The organism is Thermanaerothrix sp. (assembly GCF_056331585.1).
The window spans coordinates 57250-81870 of sequence record NZ_JBWGPQ010000007.1 but is presented as its reverse complement, the minus strand read 5'-3'; the positions used below and the strand labels follow the sequence as shown (position 1 = coordinate 81870).

The following is a 24621-nucleotide window of genomic DNA, read 5'->3' as shown; positions in this document are numbered from 1 at the left end:
GGGTTTTGGCTTTAACCACCAGGCTGGTATGACATTGGCGTAGCCGAAATCGTTGACCCCAACTTCTCGATTCAAGTCTTGGTTTGTATTGTATTCAAAAGGTACGAAACGTGCAACACTGGCATTATTAGCCTAATCCCCACCTGCTCTGATTGTTCCATAACCAAAGCCATAATTCATTTATTCGTTCCTGTTTCCATTTCCCGCGTCTGCCTTCCTTGCCCGCTCGGGAAGGCTGTGCTACACTTTTCACCAGCATGGTAGATGAGCAAATCCTGGCCGAAGTGCGCAACGCCCTGGCACAGGGACAGCGTGCCCGCGCCCGCGACCTGCTGACGCGGTTATTACGCCGCGATCCCAACCAGCCCGAGTACTGGCTGTGGATGAGCGCCGCGGTGGAGACGCCCAAAGAGCGCCTGTACTGCCTGCGCGAAGTTCTGCGCCTTGACCCCGACAACCAGGATGCACGGCGGGGTTTGATCCTGATGGGCGCACTCCCGCGTGACGAGCGCCTGGTCGTCCCGGCAGCCCTACAACGCCGCGCCTGGCAGGTGGAACTGGAAAAACCGCGCGATGAAGCCACCCATCACCTGTGGCGGCGCATCGCCCTCTACGGCGGTCTGGTGGTGCTGGTCCTGGTATTAGTGACCGCGGGAATTTTCAGTGTGAACCGCCTCCGCCAGCGCGCTCAGCCTACCCGCGCCGCCATTTCCTTCCAGCCCCTCCCTACTGCTACCCCCTTGCCACAGAGACAAACTAATGCCACCCCCAACCCTGCCTTCACTCCCACCATTACCCCGCCCTGGGCGGCGCTGGAAGCCATCTATACCCCTACCCCCGCCTATGGGCGCACCCCTCATCCGATTATTGAAGCCTACAGCCTGGGTGTGCGCGCTTTCGAACGGGGGGATGATAATCGTGCCATCCAATACCTGGATCAGGCCGCACAAATCCAGCCCGCCCCCGATATCTACGCCCTGATCGGGCAAATTTACCTGAAACAAGGCGCTTATGCCCAGGCGTTAGACGCCTTCAATGCGGCGCTCAAGGTGGATAAAAACTACGCCCCGGCCTACCTTGGACGGGCGCGCGCCTTGCTCGGCGCCAACCCCAGCCAGGCCGATGAAGCCGCGCGTAACCTGAAAGAGGCCCTACGCCTTGACCCCAACCTGGCTGAAGCCTACCTCGAACTGGCTGCCCTGGCTGTCGCGCAAGGGGATGACGCAGGGGCTGCCAACTACCTTGAGCAGGCTGCCAACCTGATCCCCGAGTCACCCTGGATAGCTTACTACCGCGCCTGGATTGCCCTGCGCCAAAACGACCTGGAGACCGCGTTAGCCCAGGCGCAGGAAGCGTTACGACGCGATGTGACCTTGCTGCCGGCTTACCGCTTGCTGGGGCAAATTTATCTCTTACAGGACCAGCCCGCGCTGGCTATTCCGCCCCTGGAAGTGTACTTGACCTACGGGCCTGTCGCTTCCGATACCGAGGTGCTGAGCTGGCTGGCACAAGCCTATGCCCGCCAAGGGCGCGTTGAGCCAGCCCTAGCCCTGCTGGACCGCGCTCTGGTCGCTGACCGCCTAAACCTGGCTCTGTGGTTGCAGCGCGGCGAGATCAACCTGGAAGCCAAAGCGTATGAAGCCGCATTGGATGATTTCAAGCAGGCGCTCAACCTCAACCCGCGCTCATTTGAGGCCAGCCTGGGACGCGGGCGGGCACTGTTAGGCCTGGAAGCCTATGGCGACGCCTACATGCAATTGAGCAAGGCTGAGGGACTGGCACGTAATGACGCCGATAAAGCCGCCGTATACTACTGGCGCGCCCAGGCTGTGGAACCCTTAGACCCGCGTGCCGCTTATGCCGATTGGCAGCGCCTGCTCACCCTCCCAGAAGAGGCTGTGCCCGTCGCCTGGCGCACCCAAGCCCAGCAAGCCCTGGCGCGCCTGGCTACTCCCACGCCCACCTTACTCCATTCCCTCACCCAGACCGACACCCCGCCCACCCCAACCCGGGCGGTCACCGCCACCCGCTAAGAAAACCAGCATGCGCGCATTGTGGGTCCATCATATCCTGCAAGCTCGCCGTATCCGCCAAGCCCGCCGCCGGCGTGCCTTCAGTCGGCGCGTTTTACGGATTGGGATGGGCATCACGCTGGTGGTCGCCCTGAGCGTGGTAATCCTCAGCCTGGGACTGGCGTTGGGTTACGCCGTCCTCACTGCCGACTTGCCTTCCATGGAAACTTTGAGCGCCTTGTTGGCGCCAAATACCGGGCGCCTCATCCAGCCCACCCGTCTGTATGACCGTAGCGGCACTCAGGTGCTGGCGGCACTGGATAGCGGCATGGGGGCGCGGCGCTTTCGCACCATGGAACCGGGCTCGCCCGAAGCGTTCAGTCCTCTGTTGGTGCAATCCATCCTCGCTCTGCACCAGCCCGATTTTTGGACCAACCCGGGGTTTGTTTTCAGCCTTGACCCCAACCCGCGAACCCTCGCCGAGCGTCTGGTCAACGATCTCTTGCTCTGGCGCGAACCGCCCTCACTGCGGCGGACGTTGCGCATGCGCCTGCTGGCCTGGCAAGCGATTACCCGTTACGGGCACGCGCAGGTGCTGGCGGCATACCTCAATAGTGCCCGCTTTGGTCCTCGAATCTACGGTGCAGAGCAAGCTGCCCTGCGCTACCTCGGCAAGACCGCGACCGACCTGAACGCCGGCGAGGTGGCGCTCTTACTGGCGGCGTTAGAAAGCCCTGCCCTCAATCCGCTAGACACCCCTGAGGCGGCACTGGAACGCCAGCAACAGGTGCTGGAGCGCTTGCTGAAGGCAGGGGTGCTTGATGTATCCACCTACGACGAGGCGCGGCAACATCCTCCCACCTTGCTCCCGCGCCGCGAGACGCCCGCCACGCTGGACGATGCTTTTGTAGCGCAGGTGCAGGCGGCACTGGCAGTCACCTACCCGGCCGAGGTGCTGGAGCGTGGCGGGTTGCGCCTGCTTACGACGCTGGATCGCCATCTGCAAGTGCAACTGGCCTGCGCTCTGCGGGTTTATTTTCAAAACCTGTCAGCAAGCAGTGGGGCTGAAGCCGCTTCTTGTGCGGCGGCACGTGATTTACCCCTCTTGCCGACAGCTCTGCTTCCCCCTCAACCCGGCGCGCTGGCTGGCGGTGCCATCATCGTGGATGTGAACCGGGGCGAGACACTGGCACTGGTTGAAATGGATGCCCAGGGGCGTTATGCCACCGCCCTCAGCCGCCGCCCCAGCGGCAGCCTGCTCACCCCCTTCCTGGCGCTGGCCGCCTTTGCCCGCGGGATGAGCCCGGCCACCCTGGTCTGGGACATCCCCGCTGCGACTCCCGAGGCAGAGGTTGTCTCCGCTGCGCGTTACCACGGGCCAGAGCGCCTGCGCCTGGCATTGGTGGGCGATGATCGGGCGGCCCTGGACAAGGTGATGGCTCAACTTGGTGTACCTACGGTGGTGCAAACCGCTCGCGCTCTGGGGTTGCCCCTGACCGAGATAGAGGCCACGACCTTCTTAACCCAGGGCGCCCCACTCACCTTAACCGAAATTGCCCGGGCCTACCTGCCCTTCGCTACCCTGGGATTGGGCTACCATGTGGACGGCTGGCCGGCCTCACAGCCGCTGGGTGTGCTGCGCCTGGAAGGCAGCGATGGCACGCTGTGGTTGGATGGTGAAACGCCCGCCGTGCGCCCCCTGATCAGCGCCCAACTGGCTTACCTGGTGCATCACATCCTCGGCGATAGCGAAGCGCGCCGCCAGCGCCTGGAAAACGCCGAAATGCTTTCCCTTGGGCGTCCTGTCGCGGTCAAAGTGGGGCAGGTGGAGGATGGGCAGACGGTATGGGCGGTCGGTTACACGCCGCACTACCTGGTGGCGGTGTGGGTGGGCTACCGCGCCGGTGAAACGGGGGCTGCGCTCAGCCCGTCCCTCGCGGCTGGCCTGTGGCAGGGATTGATGCGCTATCTCCACCGCGACCTGCCGCCGCAGGATTGGCCGACCCCACCGGGGATCACCCTGCTCAATGTCTGCGACCCCTCCGGCCTGCTGCCGACCGCCGATTGTCCTCAAGTGGTGCGGGAGATCTTCCTCAGCGAGAACTTACCCACTCAGTACGATAACCTCTACCGCCGTTACGCGGTAAACCGCGAGACCGGACGCCTGGCGACGGCTTTCACCCCGCCGGAATTGATTGAAGAGCGCGTCTATATGGTGGTACCGCCCGAAGCCGCCACCTGGGCGGCACAGGCCGGCTTACCCTTACCCCCTACCCAATACGACAATATTCCCAGTGCACCGAGCAACCCGCAGGTGCGCTTCAGCCAGCCGCCACCCCTGGCCTACGTCCGGGGAACCGTGACGGTGCAGGGTAGTGCTACGGCCCCCGATTTTGCCGCTTACCGCGTCCAGGTGGGAGAAGGCTTGAACCCGCGGGCTTGGGTCACCCTGGCCACGGGGGAAGCGCCGGTGGATGAGGGGGTGCTCGCCACCTGGGAGACCACCACCCTGCCCGACGGCGTTTACATCCTGCGGTTGACGCTGGTGCACCAGGATCAGCGGGTGGAGACGGCTCTGCGTCAGGTGACGGTGGATAACACCCCACCGGAGGTGCAGGTGCGCCTGCCCCGCGCGGGTGAGACCCTGTTGCGCCCGGCCAACGGCGTGCTCGGCCTCTATGCCGAAGCCAGCGATACCTACGGGATACACCGCCTGATCTGGCACCTGGACGGGCGCATGATCGGTGAGACCTTTTCCCCTCCTTACGTCCTGCTGTGGGAAGCCGTCCGCGGCGATCATACGCTGCAGGTCACTGCCGAAGACCTGGCTGGCAACCGGGCTTCCAGTGCCGAAATCCACTTCACCGTGCGTTAGGTGACAAAAAACGCCCCACCGCCCTCGGGGGAGAGCGGTGGGGGTCGCTGTGGGGAAAAGCGGGAGGCTTAGGCCTCGCGGAATTCGCCTTCGACCACGTCCCCTTCTGTAGTGGACTGGCGCGCCTGGCCGTCACCGCTGGGCGCGGCCTGCGGCGTGACCTGGAGCAGGCGCCCATAAATCTGGTTGACCTGCTCGGTCAGGTTGCGAATGCGCTGGATGTCGTCGCCGTTCATGGCCTGGCGCAGGTCGTTGACCTTGTCCTCCGCCTCGCGGCGCAGGTCGGCAGGCAAGCTCTCACCGCGCTCGCGCAGGGTCTTCTCGACCTGATAGATGGCGTTATCGGCGATGTTGCGCGCCTCGGCCAGTTCGCGGCGGCGGCGATCCTCGGCTTCGTGCTTGCGCGCCTCTTCGATCAGGCGGTTGATCTCCTCCTTCGAGAGGTTGGTAGTGGCCGTGATGGTCACCTTCTGCTCGCGCCCGGTGGCTTTATCCCGCGCCGAGACGTTGAGGATGCCGTTGGCGTCAATATCGAAGGTTACCTCGATCTGCGGCACGCCACGCGGTGCGGGCGGGATGCCATCCAGGCGGAAGCGGCCCAGGCTGATGTTATCCGCCGCCATCGGTCGCTCACCCTGCAGGACGTGGATGTCCACCGCGGTTTGGTTATCTTCGGCAGTGGAGAAGATCTGCGAGCGGCGCACCGGGATGGTGGTGTTGCGCTCGATGATCACGGTCATCACGCCGCCCAGCGTCTCCACACCCAGCGAGAGCGGGGTCACATCCAGCAGCAGGATGTCCTTGACCTGGCCGGAGAGCACGCCAGCCTGAATGGCAGCGCCGATGGCCACGACCTCATCGGGGTTGACGCTCTTGTTAGGCTCCTTGCCGGTTAGACGGCGCACCAGGTCCTGCACCATAGGCATGCGGGTGGCGCCACCAACCAGGATCACCTCATCCAATTGGTCCGGGCGCAGGTTGGCATCGCGCAATGCGTTTTCGAACGGCGGGATGCAGCGCTCGAGCAGGTCCTTGGTCATCTGCTCAAAGCGGGCGCGGGTCAGGCGCAGTTGCAGGTGCTTGGCCCCGCTGGCGTCGGCGGTGATGAAGGGCAGGTTGATCTCGGTCTCCATCATGCTGGAGAGTTCGATCTTTGCCTTCTCCGCCGCTTCGCGTAGGCGTTGCAGTGCCTGGCGGTCCTCACGCAGGTCAATCCCGTGCTCCTTCTTGAATTCCTCGACCGCCCAGTTGACGATGCGCTGATCCCAGTCATCACCGCCCAGGTGCGTGTCGCCGCTGGTGGACTTAACCTCGAAGACGCCCTCGCCGACTTCCAGAATGGAGACATCGAACGTGCCACCACCCAGGTCCCAGACCAGGATTTTCTCGTTCTTCTTCTTATCCAAACCGTAGGCCAGTGCCGCCGCTGTCGGCTCGTTGATGATGCGCAGGACTTCCAACCCAGCGATCTTGCCGGCATCCTTGGTGGCCTGGCGCTGGCTGTCGTTGAAGTAGGCCGGGACGGTGATCACCGCCTGCGTCACTGGCTCGCCCAGGTATGCCTCGGCATCGGCCTTAAGTTTGGCCAGGATCATTGCCGAGATCTCCTGCGGGGTGTATTCACGCCCGGTCACCGGGATGCGCACGCGGGCGTCGCCGGCCGGACCGCGCACCACCTGATAGGGCACCATCTTGCGCTCCTGCTCCACCTCTTCAAAGCGGCGGCCCATGAAGCGCTTGATCGAATAAACCGTGTTTTCAGGGTTGATGATGGCCTGGCGCTTGGCCGGAATGCCGACTAAGCGCTCGCCCGTCTTGGTGAACGCCACCACCGAAGGGCACAAGCGCGACCCTTCAGCCGTGGTGATCACCACTGGCTCGCCTCCCTCCATCACAGCGACCACACTGTTGGTGGTGCCTAAGTCAATACCAATAACCTTTCCCATCGGTTACCTCTCCTTTCGTTCCAAGATGAATTCGGGCATAAGTGCTTCGTCCTATACCATACCCTAAGAATGCAAGAATTTTATTAACAAAACGTTGGCATTTTATCAATTAACGACGCTGACCCGCTGGGGGTCGGCCCGGCGGGTCAGCCTATCCCAGGGATAGGTTGGGGTTACGGCGTTGCCGCCAACGTGGCATCGGCGGTTGCCAAGCCGGCGCCGGTGGCATCCGCACCCCAGCATACCTCTTCAGTTGTGCCGTAGGGAGTGTAAATGGTGCGGCAGCCAGGGGCAAGGTAAATTGCCGAGCCTTCGAGGATGCTCTCGGCATCAGCGGCGGTAAGCGCGGGGTTCTTCTGCGCCATCAGCGCCACGATGCCGGCCACGTGCGGGCTGGCCATGCTGGTGCCGCCGAGGAAGTAGTACGAGATCTTGCCGCTTTGGAGTTGATACGGGCCGACCACCCACGAGCCGGGCGCCGCCACGTCCAAGTCCTGGCCAGGCTTTTGGCGGCTGGAAAAGTCGGTGATGTAATAGTCATTTGCATTGGTTGGGTCGGGGACATTGCGGTTATACCACCACGTACGTCCCCCAACCCACTCGCCCACCCAGCCGGAGGCGGCAACCGAGATCACCGGCGCGTACGCGCCGGGGTAGCCCATGCCGGCCTCTCCGCTGTTGCCGGCCGAAGCGACCAGAATCACGCCCTTGGAGATGGCATAATCAATCGCCGCTTTCTCCACCGCATCCAGTTCCGGGCCGCCTAGCGACATGTTGATTACCACCGGGTAGTTCGCGAGCGGGCCGGCCTTGAGATCCGCCACGTAGACGATGCCGCGCGCCACCACCGAGGACCAGCCGGAGCCGTTCTGGTTGAGCACCTTGACTGGGATGATCTTGGCTTTGGGCGCGACCCCGTTGACCGGTATGCCACGCAGGCTGTAGCCGATGATGGTTGAGGTCACGTGGGTGCCGTGCGAGTTCTGGTCGTGCTCCCATTTATTGGGCTGGGTGGAGACGAAGCCCATCTCCCCGCCGCCCCCGCCAAAGGAAATGGCGTACTCGGTGGCAATGCGCTCCTCTGGGAAGTACTGCCGCCACGAATCGAGCAGGCCGGTATCCAGCACCGCCACATAGACACCCGAGCCGTCATACGCCACCTGGCGGTTATTAAAGCCGAAGTCGGTCACGTTGATGGCATCCAGGTCCCAGGTGCTCAAACCGTTGGCGAAGTCCTCGACTGCCACCGTATCCACCGGGGCGCCCTGGCGCTCGGCATCTGGGTTGGCCGCGGCGACGTAGGGCAAACCGCGGATGAGCGACAGTTGGCTGGCGCGCGCCTGCAATGTAACCGCTTTAATCTCGGTGACCACATCGCGCACCTTGCCGTACTGGCCCAGGTCGTTGAGCACATTCGGCGTGACCTCCGTCTTGAGCAGGACGTTGATCCCGATCATAGGATCGCCCTTGGGGGCAGGCGGGGCAGCGCCGAGGGTGGCTAAATTGCTCAGCGCCAGGATTACCAGAACCGACCACAACGTACGTTTCATCGTGACACCTCCTTATCGAGTAAAACCACGGGGATTAAAAAGGCAAAAACTGCCGACGGGAACACGTTCCTTCGGCAGTCTGGCGGCCTGCCGTGCCAGGCAGGTCCATGACTTTGCGCCCCCACCTCGCAGTGGGTTTGCCCTTTCGGGAAACACTTATGTCATCTTTAATTATGATGAAAACAGGATAGTGTTGCAAGTCACCAGGGGTCATCTTTTCATCGTGCTTAATCATCAATATAATTTTTTGGTACAGACATTTGATCCCGTATTCCCAATGATTCGACTTATCCGAAAATTTCCAAGAGTTCACCGATGGCTTTGGAGCGGGGGTTTAATTGTGTTTATGCTTGCCGCCTGCACCGCACCGACGCCCTCTTCTTCGCCTTCACCCCAGCCACCTACCCCCACCCTTTCCATGGCGCCTATTGCCGCGCCCCCCACCCCCGCCTTATCCCCTGCCCCGGCCCTTACGGTAGGTCAGCCCTTTGCCCTGGGTCGGGGTGGCTTGCTGGCCGCCGCTTTCCTCCCCGAGGGCCAGGGCTTGGTGCTGGGCTGGGCGCACGGCCTCTCATGGTACACCTTCCGCCCCACCGACCGCGGCTTGGAACTGCGTGAACGGGGCTACCGCGACTTCGGGGCCCCCTTACGGACGCTGGCCCTTCATCCCCGTGGGATCGCGGTTGCCGCGGCGCTGGAAAACGGCCGGGTTGCCGTCCTCACCCTGGCGAATGGCGCCATGCAAACCTACCCCGTCACCGCGCCGGACGCCTTCACCTGCGGCCTGGCCTGGTCACCCCGGGGCGAGACGCTAGCGGTACAGTGCATCCGCCCGGGACAAAGCGACCCCATCTTCCTCCTCGACCTCACCAGCGGCTCGGTTGTCTCGGTCCCGAACTCAAGGATCTCTTCCTCAACCACCCCTTGGCCGCAGTGGACGCCCGACGGACAAGCAGTGCTCCTGGCCGCGCTGGGCGAACCCTGCCCGCGCTTCCTGGATCGCGTCAGCGGTGAACCGCGCCTGAGCTTACAAGCAGCGGGGGAGTGCCTCTCTTCCTATGCCCTGGCCTGGACACCCGGCGGGCGAGCGCTGGCAGTGGGTACGAACGACGGTGTTACTTTGCTGGACGGGCGGAGCGCAGCCGTCCTGGGGCAGTTTGAGGGCGCTGCGGCGGTTTTTGCGCCGCCGCCCTACCTCTTGCCCACCCAGCGCCTGGTCTATTCGACCCGCGGCACGCGCCTGGCCGCTCTGGGCGCAACCGGGATGGGAGACATCCCCACCCAGGTGTGGGAGGTGAGCACGCGCCGCCGCCTGGCAGACCTCTCCCACGAGGGGGCGCCTCCTCTGGCACTTACCTTTGATTCCGCCGATGAGGGTGTGCTGCTCCTCTTCTACGCCGATGGCCGCCTGACGCGCTGGCCATATGCCCAACGCGAGGCCGTCGAGCAGGTGCTCTACCGCGTTGCGGTAAACTGGCCGCAGTTACCCCTGACGACCTCCGCGGATGGACGCTGGGTTGCCGCCGATTTGACGACCGGCGGGGCGGCGCTGTGGGCGGTGGCTGCGGGTGACCAGCCCACCCTGCGTTTCGAGGCCCCCCTCCAGCACCCGGTGCTCAGCCCGGATGCCGAATGGGTGCTGTTGGCCTATCCACCTCACGATTCCAGTCTGCTCTACCGTCGGAGCGATGGCTACCTGACGCTGACCCTGCCCGGCGCCCGGCGCGGTCCCCAGGGGGCCGCATTCTCCCCGGATGGCCGCCGTCTCGCCTACGGCGATGGCGCGCGCCTGCGCGTAGTACGCCTACCGGAAGGGGTGGAAGAGGCCGTACTGGAAGGCTTCCCCTCCTACCAGGTGATCACCCGCGTGCTGTGGAGCGCAGATGGACGCGCCCTGGCCGCCGCCAGCGGGGTGCCCGGGCGTGAGGAGGCCGGCACCCTGTTAGTGTGGCAGAAGGGCCTTGAGGGTACCTGGTGGTTAAAGGGCGAGAGCGAATCCGTGCGCACCACCTTCCCCGCGCCGGCGCTGGCAGCATTCAGCCCGCAGGGGCGCTGGGTGGCGCTCGAGGTCATGCCCACCTTTGAGGCCAGCGCCATGAGGGTGCGGGTGGTGGATCTCATCCGGGGTGCCGTGGTTCTGGACCTGCCTGAACAGGCTCTGATCGGCTGGGTGGATGCCCACACCTTACTCACTCACGCCGCGCAGAACAATACGCGCCTTTACCTCTGGGATGTGCCCGGCGGCGGGCACGCCCCCACTGCGGTGACGGCGCGCGGGGATGAGGCCTACCTGCCTCTACGGGGAGTCTTGGCCCGCCCCAACCTCGAACGGCCGCAGGTCGGGCGGCGAGTCGAAATCCTAGCTTTGAATGGCAAACGCCTGGCCGATCTGGCGGTGGGCGACGACGTGGTAGGGTTAGTATGGACGGGGAACGGCACGCACCTGATAGCCCTGACTGTGAGCGGCGCGCTCTGGGCCTGGCTGCTGGGGTGGGAATAGGGTCTTTGGACCCCGCTTGGGCGTCTTGTGCGCCACCTTCCCCCTTGACAAGCCGAGAGTGAGTTATAATTAGAACCAACCAGAATGAAATTTCCTGCGCAGAGTCTATTTTGCGCTTGTGTATGATTGAACTTATTGATCTTCATCCTTGTTTCGCGCACAATGCCCGGGTTTTGGTCGCCCCAAGCACGGGTAGGAAAATAAGCCTCTAACGTTTTAGGTTCACCCTTGGTTCAAGTGGGTTCTTCCCCTTCAGATTTCAATTAAGGATGGCCAAATACCCTTATGTGGGTTCTGCATACGCATTGGCGCCCGCCTAAACGCCAGGCCGACTCGGGCGAGGTGCTCTTTTGGGCCGAGGACCTTGCCGCACTGACCGCTTTGCCCGCACCGGGTGACCATGCCGCGGCGAAGACGCCCTCGCATCCGTTTTGCGTGCCGCCCGGGGCTCTGCGCCAGCGCCTGGGCGAAGGCACCCCTTTGTCCGAAGCCCAGCCGGCAACCGCTGTCTTGCACCTGCCTTCGGATGATCAGCGGCCCTGGCCTTCACCCACGCTTCACCCGCTTTATGAGATGGATCAGGCCAGTACGCCCCGGCTGCGCCAATGGCAGGTGACAGGTCTTACCCTGCCACTGGCGAAGGCGTTTACCATTCTAACGACTCTCCCTACCGAGGGCGTGGTGGGTGTCTTTCGCCTCGGCGCCGATACGCGCTACTGGCAGGTGGTGTGTAACCTGGTGCTGGAGATCCTGGCCCAGCAGAAATACCTGCCCACCTTACAGCCACCGGACGGCCCGCGCGGGCACTACCTGGCGCGCTGGCTGCCGGTATTGGATGGCCCCAACGATGCCCAGCGTTTAGATCGCCTGGAGCAAGCCATGCCACCGCTGTGCCGTGCCGAGCGCCGCCCTCACCCCCGTGGCCGGCCGTTTTTCCCCTCGCCGCGGGCTCTGTTAGATGACTTCATCCGTTATGCCACCGATACCCTGGTTCGCACCTGGGGGCGCAGCCAGATGCCCCTTATCCCCCCGGACTCCGATCAGGTGCAGGATCGCTGGCTGGAAGCACTCTTCTGTCCTGACCCAATGGTGCGGGCGTCGCTGGCTCAGGTACGCGCCCTCCACAGCACCCTGCAGGCCTGGCTACGCAACCTGCACGTGGCCGGCGATGAGCACTTCCGCGTGGCATTTTTGCTCGAAGCCCCGCCTGCATCCGAACAACCCAGCGCCGAAGGCACCTGGGAATTGCACTACCTGCTCCAATCGCGCAGTGACCCCAGTCTGCTCATCTCGGCCGAGGATATCTGGTTCAAGTCCCCGCGCGAACTGGCCCAACTGAGCGACCGCTTGATTGCCCCCCAGGAGCGACTACTGGCGGGGTTGGGTTATGCCGCACGCTTCTTCCCGCCCATTCTCACCAGCCTGGCCGCCCGCCATCCTACCGGCATCAGCCTGGATACGCCGGCGGCCTATCGCTTCCTGCGCGAGGTGGTGCCGATCCTGGAACAGGCCGGGTTTGGCATCCTGACCCCGCCGTGGTGGAACCAGCGCGGGGCGCGCCTGGGGGTGCGCGTGCGCCTCAAGCCGGCCACAGCCCAGTCACCCTCAACGGGAACAGGATTGCTCGACTTGCGCTCGCTGGTGCAGTTTGAGTGGGAAATTGCGCTTGGGGATACCATCCTCACCCGCGAGGCGTTTGAAACGCTGGTGGCACTCAAATCCCCGCTGGTTCAGGTACGCGGCCAGTGGGTGTTGTTGGATAGCGCACAGGTCGAGGCCGCGATCCGCTTTTGGGAAAAACAACGCCAGAGCGCGCCGGTCACCCTGCTCGAAGCCACCCGCCTGGCGCTGGGCACCGCTCAGGTGCACGATTTGCCGGTGGACGACGTGCAGGCGGAGGGCTGGCTGGCCGAGTGGCTGGAACGGCTTAAAGAACCCCAGCGCCTGAGCGAACTACCCCCACCACGTTCATTGCGCGGCGAATTGCGCCCCTATCAGCGTGTGGGCTTCTCGTGGTTGGCCTTCCTCCGCCGCTACGGGTTGGGGGCGTGTTTAGCCGATGACATGGGGCTGGGCAAGACCATCCAGACCCTGGCACTACTCCTGCACGAGAAAGAGCAGTACGGGCAGTTGCCGGCCCCGGTGCTGTTGGTGTGCCCCACATCGGTAGTCACCAACTGGCAGCGCGAGGCGGAGCGCTTTGCTCCCTCCCTGCGCCTGCTGATCCATCAAGGGCCGAACCGCCTGCGCGAAGAGGCCTTCCATCAGGCAGCCCAAACGGTGGACATGGTGGTTACCAGTTACGCCCTGCTGCGCCAGGATCAGGCCCTGCTCGAATCGCTGGAATGGTTTGGCGTGATTCTGGACGAGGCGCAAAATATCAAGAATCCCTCGGCGCGCCAGAGCCAGGCTGCGCGCCGCCTTAAAGCCCGGTTCCGGGTGGCGCTAACCGGCACACCGGTTGAGAACCGTTTGGATGACCTCTGGTCTATCATGCATTTCCTCAACCCGGGCTACCTGGGGTCGTTGGAAACCTTCCGCCGTGAGTTCGTCCTGCCGGTGCAGCGCTTTGGTAGTGCCGAGGCGGCCCAACGCTTGCGGCGTATGGTTGCCCCGTTCATCTTGCGCCGGGTCAAGACCGATCCGCGTGTTATCCAGGACCTGCCTGAGAAGATTGAGATTAAGCAGTATTGCACTTTAAGCGAAGAGCAAGCCACCCTCTACCAGGCGGTGGTGGACCAGACCCTGGTACGGATCGAAGAAAGTGAGGGCATGCAACGACGCGGCCTGATCCTGAGCATGATCACCCAATTGAAGCAGGTATGCAATCACCCTGCCCAGTTCCTGCACCAGCCGCTGGATCCCCATCGGGATAGTGCCATGTTGAACGGGCGCAGCGGCAAACTGAACCGCCTGATTGAGATGCTGGATGAGGTGATCGCCGCTGGCGATCGTGCGTTGGTCTTCACTCAATTTGCCGAGATGGGGGAACTGCTGGCCCAGGCAATCCCTCTCCACCTAAACGTTCCGGTTTACTTCCTGCACGGTGGTACACCGCCACGCCAGCGCGAGCAGATGGTACGCCGTTTTCAAGAGGATGACCACAGCCCACCGGTATTCATCCTCTCGCTCAAAGCGGGTGGGTTGGGGTTGAACCTTACCCGTGCCACCTACGTCTTCCACTTTGATCGCTGGTGGAACCCGGCGGTGGAAAACCAAGCCACCGACCGCGCCTTCCGCATTGGACAGACGCGCAACGTCCAGGTGCATAAATTGATCACCCAGGGCACGTTGGAAGAACGGATTGATGACCTGATCGAATCCAAGGTGGGCCTGGCCCAATCCATTATCGGCGAGGATGAGTCCTGGTTGACCGAATTGAGCAACGAGCAGTTGCGTGATCTGGTGATGTTACGCCCGCAGGGGAAAGCCACGTATGAGCCAATATCATGATGCTAAGGATCATGAGTTTACCGCGTGGGGGCCGCGGCAGCCGCGCAAAGCCAGGGGCGGCATCAAAGCCATCAGTACGCGTGGTGAGTTTGGTAAAAACTGGTGGTCACGGCGTTGGATTCAAGCCCTGGAGCAGATCACTGACCTGCGCCGCCTGCAGCGCGGCCAAATCTACGCCCGCACCGGCCAGGTTTTGAAGATCGAAGAGCGCGAGGGCGGTATTGAAGCCCTAGTCCAAGGCACCCGTCCCCGTCCCTATAAAGTCACCATTCGTCTGACCCCACTGACGCCGCGCCAGTGGGAGAAGGTACTGGATGTGTTAGCCGATCAGGCCGTCTTTGCGGCGCAACTGTTGGCCGGCGAGATGCCCCCGAACATCGAAGAAGCCTTTGCCGCAGCGGGGGTGAACCTCTTCCCGATCGCCCGCGGTGACCTCTTCACCTCGTGTTCTTGCCCAGACTCGGCGAACCCTTGCAAGCACATCGCCGCCACCCATTACATCCTGGGCGAACGCTTCGATGAAGATCCCTTCCTGCTTTTCCGCATGCGGGGGCGCAGCCAGGACCAGATCCTGGAAGAGTTGCGCCAACGGCGCGGGATAACGCCGGGGAACACAGCACGGCGTGCGATGCAGCCCACATCCCTGAGGCGGGAGCATCCCCAACCCCTGGAGGCCGATTGGGAGACATTTTGGAGCCTGCATGATGACCTTGATCATCTGCCGTTCCAGATGCAATCGCCAACCATTGCCCAACCTCTGCTGAAACGGTTGGGCGACCCGGAGATTGCCGCCGGCTTGAGCCTGAGCGCACAACTCGAAGCCACCTATGCCGCCGTCACCCAGATGGCGCTGTTCCTGGCCTACGGCGACCTGAACAGCAATGACGGCGGAGCCCCCCCCTCACCAGCGGAAAATGGGCGCCGTTAGACGCTTGAATTGATAGACAATCTGCGGCGCATTCAGAACCGCTAGGTAGATCAGCACCACCCCCACAACCATCAGAATGAAAATCACCAGAGCACTGCTTTTCTCTTCGGCTGGTGCGAACAAGAAACGCATAAAAGTAATGGCAAAAATGATGCCGACAATCAACACAATGGTCCAAAACACCAGAGGATGGATATAAAACGGTAAGGGTGGTACCGGAGGAAGATTAAAGGGTAAAGGGGGCATGGGCGCAACTCCTTTACATCAATCCAGTCGCAGGCAATCGCTAATTCTCATGTATTTATGATAGTAAAATTCGGGTGATGAGTCAAAAGGAAACGCCTTCGCATTCGCGTAACATCTGGGGTTGGCTGATCCCAGTGGGCGTTTTCGGCCTGCTTACTGCAGTGACCACACTGATCGCCCTCCGGCGTAGTGATGGTCATCTCATCTACGCCCAAGACGATGCTTACATTCACCTGGCCATGGCCAAAAACCTGGCCTTTCACGGCGTGTGGGGGGTGACGCGTTACGCGTTCTCGGCTTCCTCGTCCTCGCCACTGTGGACGGCCATGCTGGCGCTGGGAATGCGCCTGGTCGGCAACCGGGTCAGCCTGCCCTTTTGGTACAACCTGGCGCTGGGGGTAGCACTGCTGATCCTGGGCGAACGCTTCTTGCGTCGCCGTGGGTTAACCGTCCCCCAACGGGTGCTGGCGTTGTGCTTACTGATCGTCGCTATGCCCCTTGTGCCCATGGTCCTTAGCGGCATGGAACATATTCTACACACCGTGGTCATGCTGGCGTTCCTGCTGGCCCTGGAAACTGTCTGGGAGACCCCTCAGGCGCCAAAGAGGCGGGGCTTGCTTTTAGGATTAGCGGCGCTATTGCCGCTGGTACGCTACGAGGGATTATTCCTGGTGGTGGTGACGGCAGGACTGTTGATCTTACGCCGCCGCTGGGGGCTAGGGGTGGGCTTGGTGGCGCTGGCGGCACTGCCGGTGGCCGCGCTTGGCCTGTGGTATGTCCGGCAGGGCTGGTGGTTCCTGCCCAGTTCAGTGCTGGTCAAGGGATCATTGGGTAGCGGACTGGGGCCGGCCAGCCTGTTCTTGCTCATTCTAAGGCGGTTTTTAACTAACCTGGCCCTAGCGCCGCAGATGGGCTTCCTGCTCTTGGGATCGCTGATCGGTCTAATAACCCAGTGGAAGCGCGCCCAGCGTCTGAATGGTGAGGTGATGCTCACGCTGGTGGTGTTGGGCACCTCTCTGCTCCACCTCGCCCTGGCCGCGGTGGGCTCGATGATGCGCTATCAGGCTTACCTGGTGGCGAGCAACCTGTTAGTCTTAGCCGGACCGCTCTTCACCCTCGACCTGCGGCGCTGGTTCTCCACGCCGGCCCTAGCGCACACGGCCCAGGCGTTGGTAGTGGCGCTGGTCTTAGCGCTGGCGGTGCTGGCCGGCGGCTACATGACATTGAACACGCCGCGCGCGACCACGAACATTTATTACCAGCAGGTGCAGATGGCGCGCTTTGTGCGCCAGTTTTACAACCAGAGCACGGTGGTGCTGAACGACATCGGCGCCGTGTCTTACTTTACCGATGCCCACGTGATGGATCTGGCCGGGCTGGCGACGCGAGAGGTTACCCTGGCCCGTTTGAACGGCACCTTTGGGCCTCAGATGATATCCGACCTCACCCGCCAGGCTGACGTAGCGATGATTTACACCGCTTGGTTTCCGGAAGAATTACCCGCCGCGTGGCAAATCGTGGGGGAGTGGACCATCCCCGAGAACCTGGTCTGCGGCGATGATACGGTCACCTTCCTGGCGCCCCGCGCCGATACAGCGGCCACCTTGCGCACCAACTTGCGTACCTTTGCGCCGCAGTTGCCGGCGTTGGTGCGGCAGCGCGGGGATTACCTAAATCCCTAGATGAACCCTGCTAACCGCCTTCAAGGTACAATAAGGGACATGAAAGCCTTCCTCAGGCATTCCTGGCAACGTGTGCTGGTCCTCGGCCTGCTGTGCGTGGTGGCGGGCGGGGCGTTGCTCTGGTTTGGGCTGGAGCGTGACATCCCCCTGCGTGTGGATGGCACCTGGTGGGTGGTGCGCACACGCGCGCTCACCCTGGGCAAGGTGTTAGAGGCGGTGGCATCGCCCCAGTCTGGTGATCGCTGGCTGCCGGCGCGTCCGCTGTGGGCACCCTGGTGGCAGGGCACGCTGAGCCTGGAACATGCCCGCCCGGTGACCTTGACAGTCTGGCCGGAACAGCAGGGCATTGCGTTGCGCAGCGTCGAACGCATCCCAGCCAATCTGCTCGAACAGGCGGGCGTGCGCCTCTTCCCCGGTGACCGCATTTACCGGGACGGACAGATGGTTGACCCCTATCTGCCCTTGCCCCCCGCCCCGGATTATCATTTGATGGTGCGCCGCGCCGTACCCATCCATTGGCAGGCCGATGGCACAGCAGGGGTTTGCTACTCGGCGGCGTTCACCCTGAGCGAGGCGCTGGCCGAATGCGCGCTAGACCTGAATCCGGGGGATCAGATCAGCCCGGCGCCCGAAACGCCGCTCACCCCCGATTTGATGGTGACGTTGCAACGGGCGCGCTCCCTTCAGATCCAGGTGGATGGACAAACCCTGACTCTGCGTAGCGCTGCTGCCACGGTAGGCGATGCCCTGGCCGCCGCTGGTATCGCCCTGCAAGGGTTGGATTACAGCCAACCTGCAGAGGATCAGCCCGTGCCGGTGGATGGTTGGATCCGCGTAGTGCGCGTGCGCGAGGAAGTGGTTTTAGAACAAGAGATACTGCCCTTCAAAAATGAATATGAGCCCGACCCTGAAACCGAGTTAGACCAGCGCCGGGTGATCGCGCCCGGTGAATACGGCATTGAAGTCTCGCGCCTGCGCGTGCGTTATGAGGATGGTCAGGAAGTGGGACGAACGTTGGAGGCACGCTGGGTGGCCAAGGAACCCAAGCCCCAGCGCATGGGCTACGGCACCAAAGTGGTCATCCGCACCCTGGAGACCCCGCAGGGCACGTTGGAATACTGGCGTGCGGTGACCGTGTATGCCACGTCCTATTCCCCCTGCCGCTTGGGCGTTTCGCGCTGTTCGACCGCGACCGCCAGTGGGTTGCCCCTCCAACACGGCATTATTGCTGTGACCCGCGCCTGGTATTCCTGGATGTTGGGCCAGCGCCTGTACGTGCCCGGTTATGGCATCGGTGTGGTGGCCGATGTCGGTGGAGGCATACCCGGGCGCTACTGGATTGACCTGGGCTACAGCGATGACGACTACCAGCCCTGGCATCAGTATGTGACGATCTATTTTCTCACCCCGGTACCGAGTGCCATCCCATGGATCCTGCCGTAGCGTTGCCCCCGCTCAACGTGCCGCAGTTGCTGCGTCAGCACGGCCTGCAGCCCAAAAAGTCGTTGGGGCAAAACTTCCTCTATGACCCCCACATCTTGCAGCGCATTGTTGCCGCAGCGGAAATTCCCCCCCACGCCACCGTGTTAGAAGTTGGGGCCGGGCTGGGCACCTTGACCCGTTACCTGGCTCACACCGCCCGACGCGTGGTGGCGGTAGAACTGGATGGACGGCTGATCCCGCTTCTGCACGAGGTGTTGGCAGGGGCAAGCAACGTCATCCTGCTCCAAGGTGATATCCTGACCCTCGACCTGGCGCCCTGGCTGGTGGACGCCAATCCCCTGCTGGTGGTGGCCAATATTCCCTATTACATCACGTCGGCGCTCATCCGCCGCTTATTGGAGGGCACGGTGCGCCCCCAGCGCCTGGTGCTGACAGTGCAGCGCGAGGTCGCCGAACGCATCTGCGCCGCGCCGGGAGACTTGAGCCTGCTGGCGCTCAGTGTGCAGGTCTACGGCCAACCTCGCCCGGTTGGGCGCATCCCGGCTGGTGCATTTTACCCGCCGCCCAAGGTGGATTCGGCCATTTTGCGTGTGGATTTATACCCCCAGCCGCGCTTGCCGGCGGAGGAATTGCCGACCTTCTTTTCCCTGGCGCAGGCAGCGTTTGCCCAGCGCCGCAAGACGCTTCGCAACGCCTTGGCGGCAGGATTGGGGTGGCCGCCCGCGCGGGTCGAAACCCTGCTTCAGCGAGCGGAGATTGACCCGCGCCGCCGTGCCGAGACGCTCAGTTTAGAGGAATGGGGGCGGGTGCTCCAGGCGTATCACCGCTTGGAAGGTTAACGCAAGGAGGGTCTGCTCTGAACCGACTTCTGCTGCTGTCGCACATCGGCGTACTGGCTCGGCAGTAACCATACCCGGTAGGCGGCTTCGATCTGGATGCGCAGGTTCATCTTAGATTGCCCCCAGCGTCGGTCAGCAAAATGAATCGGGATTTCGCGGATGCGTAGCCCGTACAAGTGCGCCAGGTAAGCCATTTCCACCTGAAAGATGTAACCGTTCGAGCGCACGCGTTCCAAGGGCAGGCGCTGCAACGCCTCGCGCCGCCACAAGCGGAAGCCACCGGTGACATCCCGGAGCGGTAGGCTCAGGATGGTGCGCGCGTAAGCGTTGCCGAAACCGGAGAGCCAGCGCCGCCAGAATGGCCAGCGTTCGTCCAGTGAGCTGCCGGGCACATAGCGTGACCCAATCACCAGGTCACAGGTCTCAAGCGCTGCTGCCAATTCCACCACCTTGACTGGCGAGTGCGAAAAATCGGCGTCCATTTGGCCGATGGCGTCAGCCTCGTCCATAGCCAGGCGAAAGCCCTGGATATACGCCGTGCCCAGACCGAGTTTGCCTGCGCGGTGTAGCACGCGCACCCGCCCCGGCCAGCGTGCGTTGAGACCTTCAGCAATTTGCCCGGTGCCGTCGGGGCTGGCATCATCCACCACCAGCAGGCGCAGTTCAGGAAGGGGAAGATCAAACAGGGCTTCGGCCAGGTGGGGCAGGTTTTCAGCTTCGTTGTAAGTGGGGATGACCAGGGTGATTCTCATTTATTATCGGTCTCCATCAGCCCCAACAAGGCCGTACGTAAAGCGGTGACGGTGGTCGGGGTGGTTGGCGAGGCAAAAGGTTTGACCACCACATCCAGGCGCGCGCCTTCGAAGCGCCCGGCGTCTAGGTCATCACTGCGATAAAAGAGCCGCAGGGCTTGTTCCAACTGCCGCGTGAGGCGCTCGCCAAAGCCGCTTTTGGCTTCAGGGGCACCAATCAACACCCACACCGTGCTATCCAGATGCCCCAAGAAGACGGTATTCTCAGAGCCGCTGGAAAGTTGCCGTCCTAACAGTAGCGCCACAGCCCGCAGCGCATCATCGGCGGCGATAAAGCCATAGGCCTCGCGGAAGGCATCCAAATGACGCAATCCCACCACCCACAGCGGCGGAGCAGGTTGGCTGGCCAGCCACTGGGCCAGGGCCTCATCCACCAGCACGCCTTGTGGCAGCCCGGTCACCGCGTGGGTGAGCGATTCGCGTCGGGCCCGTTGCAGGGCATTACGAACTCGCAACCCCAGTTCGCGGATGTCGAAAGGCTTGGTGATATAGTCATCGGCTTCCAATTGGAGTCCTTGCAGTTTATCGCGCCGTTCGCGCTTCTCGGTCAGGAAGAGGATCGGGATGTGGCGGGTGCGGCGCTGTGACCGCAAGCGCCGCGCGACTTCAAACCCATCAATATCCGGCAAGCGAATATCGAGGATCACCAGGTGGGGCATCTGCTCGATGGCCGTGGTCACCCCGTCCTCACCCCAGTTAGCCGTTAATACGCGATAACCTTGCGCGGCGAAAAACGTGGCTAGCATCTCGGCCACGTCCAGGTCATCTTCAACAATCAACAGTGTAGCAAGGGTCTCGCGCATGCTCAGCCGAGCGGCTCTTTGAAGATGATGAACTCACACACCGCATCGCCCATGGCAATGCACTTAGACTCATTAACGCGGAATTCCTGTCCGCCTGAGACCCATTTTAGGCCCTCTTGGAGCAGGCCGACCGCCATATAACAATCGGGGCGGTCGCTCTTGCGCCCCCAGCAGACCGGACAGCGGTGAATGGTGTAGACAAAGTGGGTATCTTTTTCCTCCACCGTGGAGTATTGATCGCTGGTGGTGCTGAAAATCTTGGCCATTGCTGGCAGGCCGATGCGCAATTTCGCCTGCAGTGGCAGGACTTTAAAGGCTAAGTCACCTACGCCGGCCAGGGCGCCGAAATGGCGCAGGCCGTCTTGGAAAGTTGCCCGTCCGGCGCGCAGAGCCAGCCCACGGCCGCCGCGTGGACCGTACATCTCTTCCAGTGCGCCATTGATGGCCGAGAAGTCGGCAAAGTCAAACTGGCGTTCCAGGTTATCTGGGGGGTAGTTATCAATCAGGTGCTGAAGATTAGCCAGGTTGAGGATGGCATTAACCCCGTTCTTCCCCATGACGTCTTCTAGCGCCAGCAGAGCAATGCGGGCGATCTTATTGGGATAGTAATAACCGCTTTTCGGGATTGCTTCCATGGTCAGGACTCAGATCAACTTGGCGAGGTCTTCGGCGGCGCGGCGCATGTCCAGGAAGATCAAGCCCAGTTTGGCCTGTTCGCGCGCCAGGGCGGTAAGCACGGCTTCTTCGCCGACCGACATCAGCACCACATAGCCCTTTTGGCCTTTGATATACACCTGATCCAGGGCTCCCCGCCCTAATTCATTGGCGATGCGTTCACCCAGCGAGAGCATCGCCGCCGACATAGCCGAGACGCGATCCTCTTCCACGCCCTGGGGGAGCGCCGAGGCAATCGTCAGCCCATCCAGGCTGACTACCGCCGAAGCTTCGATATCGGGCGAGGATGCCTGCAGTTCACGTAACCGCTCCACCATGAGTTGAGTGCGAGACTTGGTCAAGGCGGCAACTCCTTTTTATGCTAAATTCACACGGATAACGGGGAAGCGAGTTTGACGCTTACTAATTTAGCATAGCCTCAGGTTGGTGTCAAGCGCGCTCTCCGCTGGCCTTGCAGAAGTGTAAGGGAAACCTCAACAAAACAGAAATAATGTCTAGACAAATTATTGAAATTACCCCCATCTCGTGCTATGCTTGAGATGTATCATCTTCGACCCCAAAAACATCCATGGTATGGGGGAGAGGGGGGATTTATGGCCAAGAGATTCGAAAGGTAAACCACCATGTCAAATCCAACTTATCCATACTTGGTTGTGGGCTCGGGCGCAGGTGGCGCAACGGTGGCCCGTGAGTTGGCTAAACGGGGGCAATCGGTGATGATCATTGAGAGGGGCAAAATTGAGACCTCAGTGGGTACGTTCCTAAGTGCGTTGTCATTCTTTGATGCCAATAAGATTATCCGCATTCCCAAAAAATCCAAGCAAGGCATTATTCTTTGGCGTACTCTTATGGCTGGAGGTACCACCATGGTCTCCGCTGGTAACGGTGTGCGCTGTCTTGAGCGTGAGTTAGCAAATTATGGCATAAATCTGGATAAGGAGTTTACGGAAGCCGAGCATGAAACGGGGGTTGCACCTCTCCCAGAGCATTTGTTATCCCCCGGTGGTCACCGCATCCGCGCCGCTGCTCAGGCTCTGGGGCACCACATGGAAGCCATGCCTAAATTCATAGACCCGGAAATCTGCAAGGCCTGCGGACATTGCTCACTTGGCTGTTCAAAAAACGCAAAGTGGACAGCATTAGACTACCTGCTCGAAGCCCAACAACTGGGGGCTGAGGTGATATTTAACACTACCGTCCAACATGTGCTAACCCACAATGGAAAGGCTATCGGCGTTGCTGTGAAAAGTCCCCACGGTGAAACCGAGATTTATGCCGAAACTATTATCTTAGCCGCAGGTGGCATTGGGACACCCATCATCCTTCAAAAGACAGGGATTACCGCGGCAGGTAGTAACCTGTTTGTGGATTTGCTGGTCAATACCTACGGGGTAACCGAAGACTTTAGCATGCTCAACGAGCCGCAAATGGCGCTAGTGGATCTGGAACACCATGCGGAACAGGGATTCTTGCTTTCGACCTATATCAACCACCCCCGCGAGGTGCGCCTGATTGAGCTTGGAATCGAGGGCTACACGTTACCAGCTAACCGTCTGATCGGACTAATGACAAAGATCTCTGATGAGGCTTCAGGCCAGGTATTTGCCAATAGCACAGTTTCAAAAGCGGTCACTCTGGCGGATCAGGAGAAACTCAGGACAGGCACCCAGATGGCCAAGGACATCTTAATTCGCGCCGGTGCGCGGCCCGATTCAATTCGCCATTCTTTGCCTCAAGGCGCTCATGCTGGCGGCACGGCAGCCATTGGTCGTATTGTCAATTCGGATCTGATGACCGAGATTGACAATCTTTATGTGTGCGATGCCAGTGTGTTGCCCCAATCTCCTGGCCTTCCCCCTATCCTGACCATCGTCGCCTTAGCAAAACGTTTAGCCCACTACCTGATGGCTCATTGAGCACACCGGGATAAAATGTTGTCTTATGGATAACTGTTAATAACCGCGAGCGGCTGCCGGGAGTACGGCAACCGCTCTTGCAGCGTCAGCGGGGGTGACGCGTGGGGGTTGGCTTGGTCTACTTTTACCAGCCCCAACCCCGTCCACCGTACGGACCACCGTGGCAGCCCCAACCGAAGCCACCCAAGCCGCCCTGCGGGGCGTTCTGCTTCAACCATTCGGCCTGCTGGCTGGTCAGTTTGCCCTCTTGGACAGCGCGGTCCAAGGTAGCGCTGCGGGCCTCATCAATCTTGGCTTGCAGTTGCTCTGTCGTCAGGCCCAATTTTTCGGCCAGCGTGGCGAAGAAAGTATCTTTGAGGTACGAACCCAAAGCCCAGGTGCCCTGTTTCATTTGCTCGGCCTGTTCGGCGGTCAGTTTGCCGTTTTTCACTGCCAGGTCGAGGGCTTCATTGCGTGCTTCCTGCATCAGGGTGCGGAACTCCGCCGCGGTCAGACCCTTTTCCTGGGCCAATTGCGCCGGGGTGATGCCGGCCTGAATCCTGGCTTTGAGGTCATCCGCGCTCATTCCCAGTTTATTGGCCAGGGCAGTCAGCATCTCATCCTGCAAGTAGCCGCCCCACGCACCAAACATACCTCGTCCGCCCATCATGCCCCAGCCGTGTCGCCCCCAGCCCCAGCCGGGGGCCACAAGGGTGGTTTCATTGGTAGAAGGGGTTGTGGTCGGGGTCGGTGCTTGGGCATACACCCAGGCGACGCTTCCGAAGAGCAATCCCACCACCACTAAAGCGCCTAATCCGAATAATAGAATGTTCTTACTCATACTAGCGACCTCCGTTATAAAGGGTATTGTCTTATCTTGCAGCCGTAAGGATAGCAAAAGGGTGTGAAGAATTTATGAAGAGATGACGAAAAGGGTTTGAAGATGGCTGGTTTACGGGAGT

General features: G+C 61.5%; 17 protein-coding genes and 1 riboswitch. Of the genes, 9 read left to right on the top strand and 8 right to left on the bottom strand.

Going from position 1 to position 24621, the window contains the following annotated elements; translation table 11 throughout:
* Window positions 1-218: 218 nt before the first annotated feature.
* Together AC01YT_RS04530 and AC01YT_RS04525 are read left to right on the top strand one after the other, a co-directional pair.
* Window positions 219-2033 (top strand): tetratricopeptide repeat protein, encoded by a 1815-nt coding sequence (locus AC01YT_RS04530; RefSeq protein WP_476673101.1) that lies wholly within the window; start codon window positions 219-221, stop codon window positions 2031-2033.
* Window positions 2034-2043: 10 nt separating this feature from the next.
* Window positions 2044-4887 carry a transglycosylase domain-containing protein gene (locus tag AC01YT_RS04525; protein ID WP_476673099.1) on the top strand — a complete coding sequence of 948 codons (2844 nt, stop codon included), beginning with the start codon at window positions 2044-2046 and terminating at the stop codon, window positions 4885-4887.
* Between the two features lie 68 nt (window positions 4888-4955).
* Here the strand turns inward: AC01YT_RS04525 and dnaK are convergent, their stop codons facing one another.
* Entirely contained in the window at window positions 4956-6833 is a 1878-nt protein-coding gene (gene dnaK / locus AC01YT_RS04520; protein ID WP_476673097.1) for a molecular chaperone DnaK, read from the bottom strand.
* 173 nt (window positions 6834-7006) lie between these two features.
* Window positions 7007-8383 carry a S8 family peptidase gene (locus AC01YT_RS04515; RefSeq protein ID WP_476673095.1) on the bottom strand — a complete coding sequence of 459 codons (1377 nt, stop codon included), beginning with the start codon at window positions 8381-8383 and terminating at the stop codon, window positions 7007-7009.
* 70 nt (window positions 8384-8453) lie between these two features.
* Window positions 8454-8535: riboswitch (cyclic di-GMP riboswitch) on the bottom strand.
* A gap of 188 nt (window positions 8536-8723) precedes the next feature.
* Here AC01YT_RS04515 and AC01YT_RS04510 point away from each other — a divergent pair.
* The 3 genes from AC01YT_RS04510 (at window position 8724) to AC01YT_RS04500 (ending at window position 15264) form a co-directional block, all read left to right on the top strand.
* Window positions 8724-10883 (top strand): hypothetical protein, encoded by a 2160-nt coding sequence (locus tag AC01YT_RS04510; protein WP_476673093.1) that lies wholly within the window; start codon window positions 8724-8726, stop codon window positions 10881-10883.
* A 285-nt stretch (window positions 10884-11168) separates the two neighbouring features.
* Window positions 11169-14336, top strand: a complete 3168-nt coding sequence (locus AC01YT_RS04505; protein ID WP_476673091.1) for a DEAD/DEAH box helicase — start codon at window positions 11169-11171, stop codon at window positions 14334-14336.
* Entirely contained in the window at window positions 14320-15264 is a 945-nt protein-coding gene (locus tag AC01YT_RS04500) for an SWIM zinc finger family protein (protein WP_476673089.1), read from the top strand. The genes AC01YT_RS04505 and AC01YT_RS04500 overlap by 17 nt, the downstream gene beginning before the upstream one ends.
* On the opposite strand, the gene AC01YT_RS04495 is transcribed toward AC01YT_RS04500, so the two are convergent.
* Window positions 15238-15510, bottom strand: a complete 273-nt coding sequence (locus tag AC01YT_RS04495) for a hypothetical protein (protein WP_476673087.1) — start codon at window positions 15508-15510, stop codon at window positions 15238-15240. The genes AC01YT_RS04500 and AC01YT_RS04495 overlap by 27 nt on opposite strands.
* Window positions 15511-15587: 77 nt before the next feature.
* On the opposite strand from AC01YT_RS04495, the gene AC01YT_RS04490 reads away from it, so the two are divergent.
* Genes AC01YT_RS04490 through rsmA form a run of 3 tightly spaced genes read left to right on the top strand, consistent with a single transcriptional unit; the run spans window position 15588 to window position 19474 of the window.
* Window positions 15588-17192, top strand: a complete 1605-nt coding sequence (locus tag AC01YT_RS04490) for a hypothetical protein (RefSeq protein WP_476673085.1) — start codon at window positions 15588-15590, stop codon at window positions 17190-17192.
* 39 nt (window positions 17193-17231) lie between these two features.
* Entirely contained in the window at window positions 17232-18635 is a 1404-nt protein-coding gene (locus tag AC01YT_RS04485; protein WP_476673083.1) for a ubiquitin-like domain-containing protein, read from the top strand.
* Window positions 18620-19474, top strand: coding sequence for a 16S rRNA (adenine(1518)-N(6)/adenine(1519)-N(6))-dimethyltransferase RsmA (gene rsmA / locus AC01YT_RS04480; protein ID WP_476673081.1), 855 nt, complete (start codon window positions 18620-18622; stop codon window positions 19472-19474). The genes AC01YT_RS04485 and rsmA overlap by 16 nt, the downstream gene beginning before the upstream one ends.
* On the opposite strand, the gene AC01YT_RS04475 is transcribed toward rsmA, so the two are convergent.
* From AC01YT_RS04475 to AC01YT_RS04460, 4 genes are read right to left on the bottom strand one after another with little or no spacing between them, the layout of a single operon-like run.
* Window positions 19471-20226 carry a polyprenol monophosphomannose synthase gene (locus AC01YT_RS04475; RefSeq protein WP_476673079.1) on the bottom strand — a complete coding sequence of 252 codons (756 nt, stop codon included), beginning with the start codon at window positions 20224-20226 and terminating at the stop codon, window positions 19471-19473. The genes rsmA and AC01YT_RS04475 overlap by 4 nt on opposite strands.
* Window positions 20223-21089, bottom strand: a complete 867-nt coding sequence (locus tag AC01YT_RS04470) for a response regulator transcription factor (RefSeq protein ID WP_476673077.1) — start codon at window positions 21087-21089, stop codon at window positions 20223-20225. The genes AC01YT_RS04475 and AC01YT_RS04470 overlap by 4 nt, the downstream gene beginning before the upstream one ends.
* A 2-nt stretch (window positions 21090-21091) precedes the next feature.
* The gene (locus tag AC01YT_RS04465; protein WP_476673075.1) at window positions 21092-21724 is read right to left on the bottom strand and encodes a V4R domain-containing protein; all 633 of its coding nucleotides are present in this window, start codon (window positions 21722-21724) and stop codon (window positions 21092-21094) included.
* 9 nt (window positions 21725-21733) lie between these two features.
* Complete coding sequence (locus tag AC01YT_RS04460; protein ID WP_054521866.1) at window positions 21734-22081, bottom strand: roadblock/LC7 domain-containing protein; 348 nt, start codon at window positions 22079-22081, stop codon at window positions 21734-21736.
* 306 nt (window positions 22082-22387) lie between these two features.
* On the opposite strand from AC01YT_RS04460, the gene AC01YT_RS04455 reads away from it, so the two are divergent.
* A complete protein-coding gene (locus AC01YT_RS04455; protein ID WP_476673073.1) occupies window positions 22388-23680 on the top strand; it encodes an FAD-dependent oxidoreductase in 1293 nt (430 codons plus the stop codon).
* A 124-nt stretch (window positions 23681-23804) separates the two neighbouring features.
* Here AC01YT_RS04455 and AC01YT_RS04450 read toward each other — a convergent pair whose 3' ends face one another.
* Window positions 23805-24500, bottom strand: coding sequence for a phage protease (locus AC01YT_RS04450; protein WP_476673071.1), 696 nt, complete (start codon window positions 24498-24500; stop codon window positions 23805-23807).
* Window positions 24501-24621: the final 121 nt, after the last annotated feature.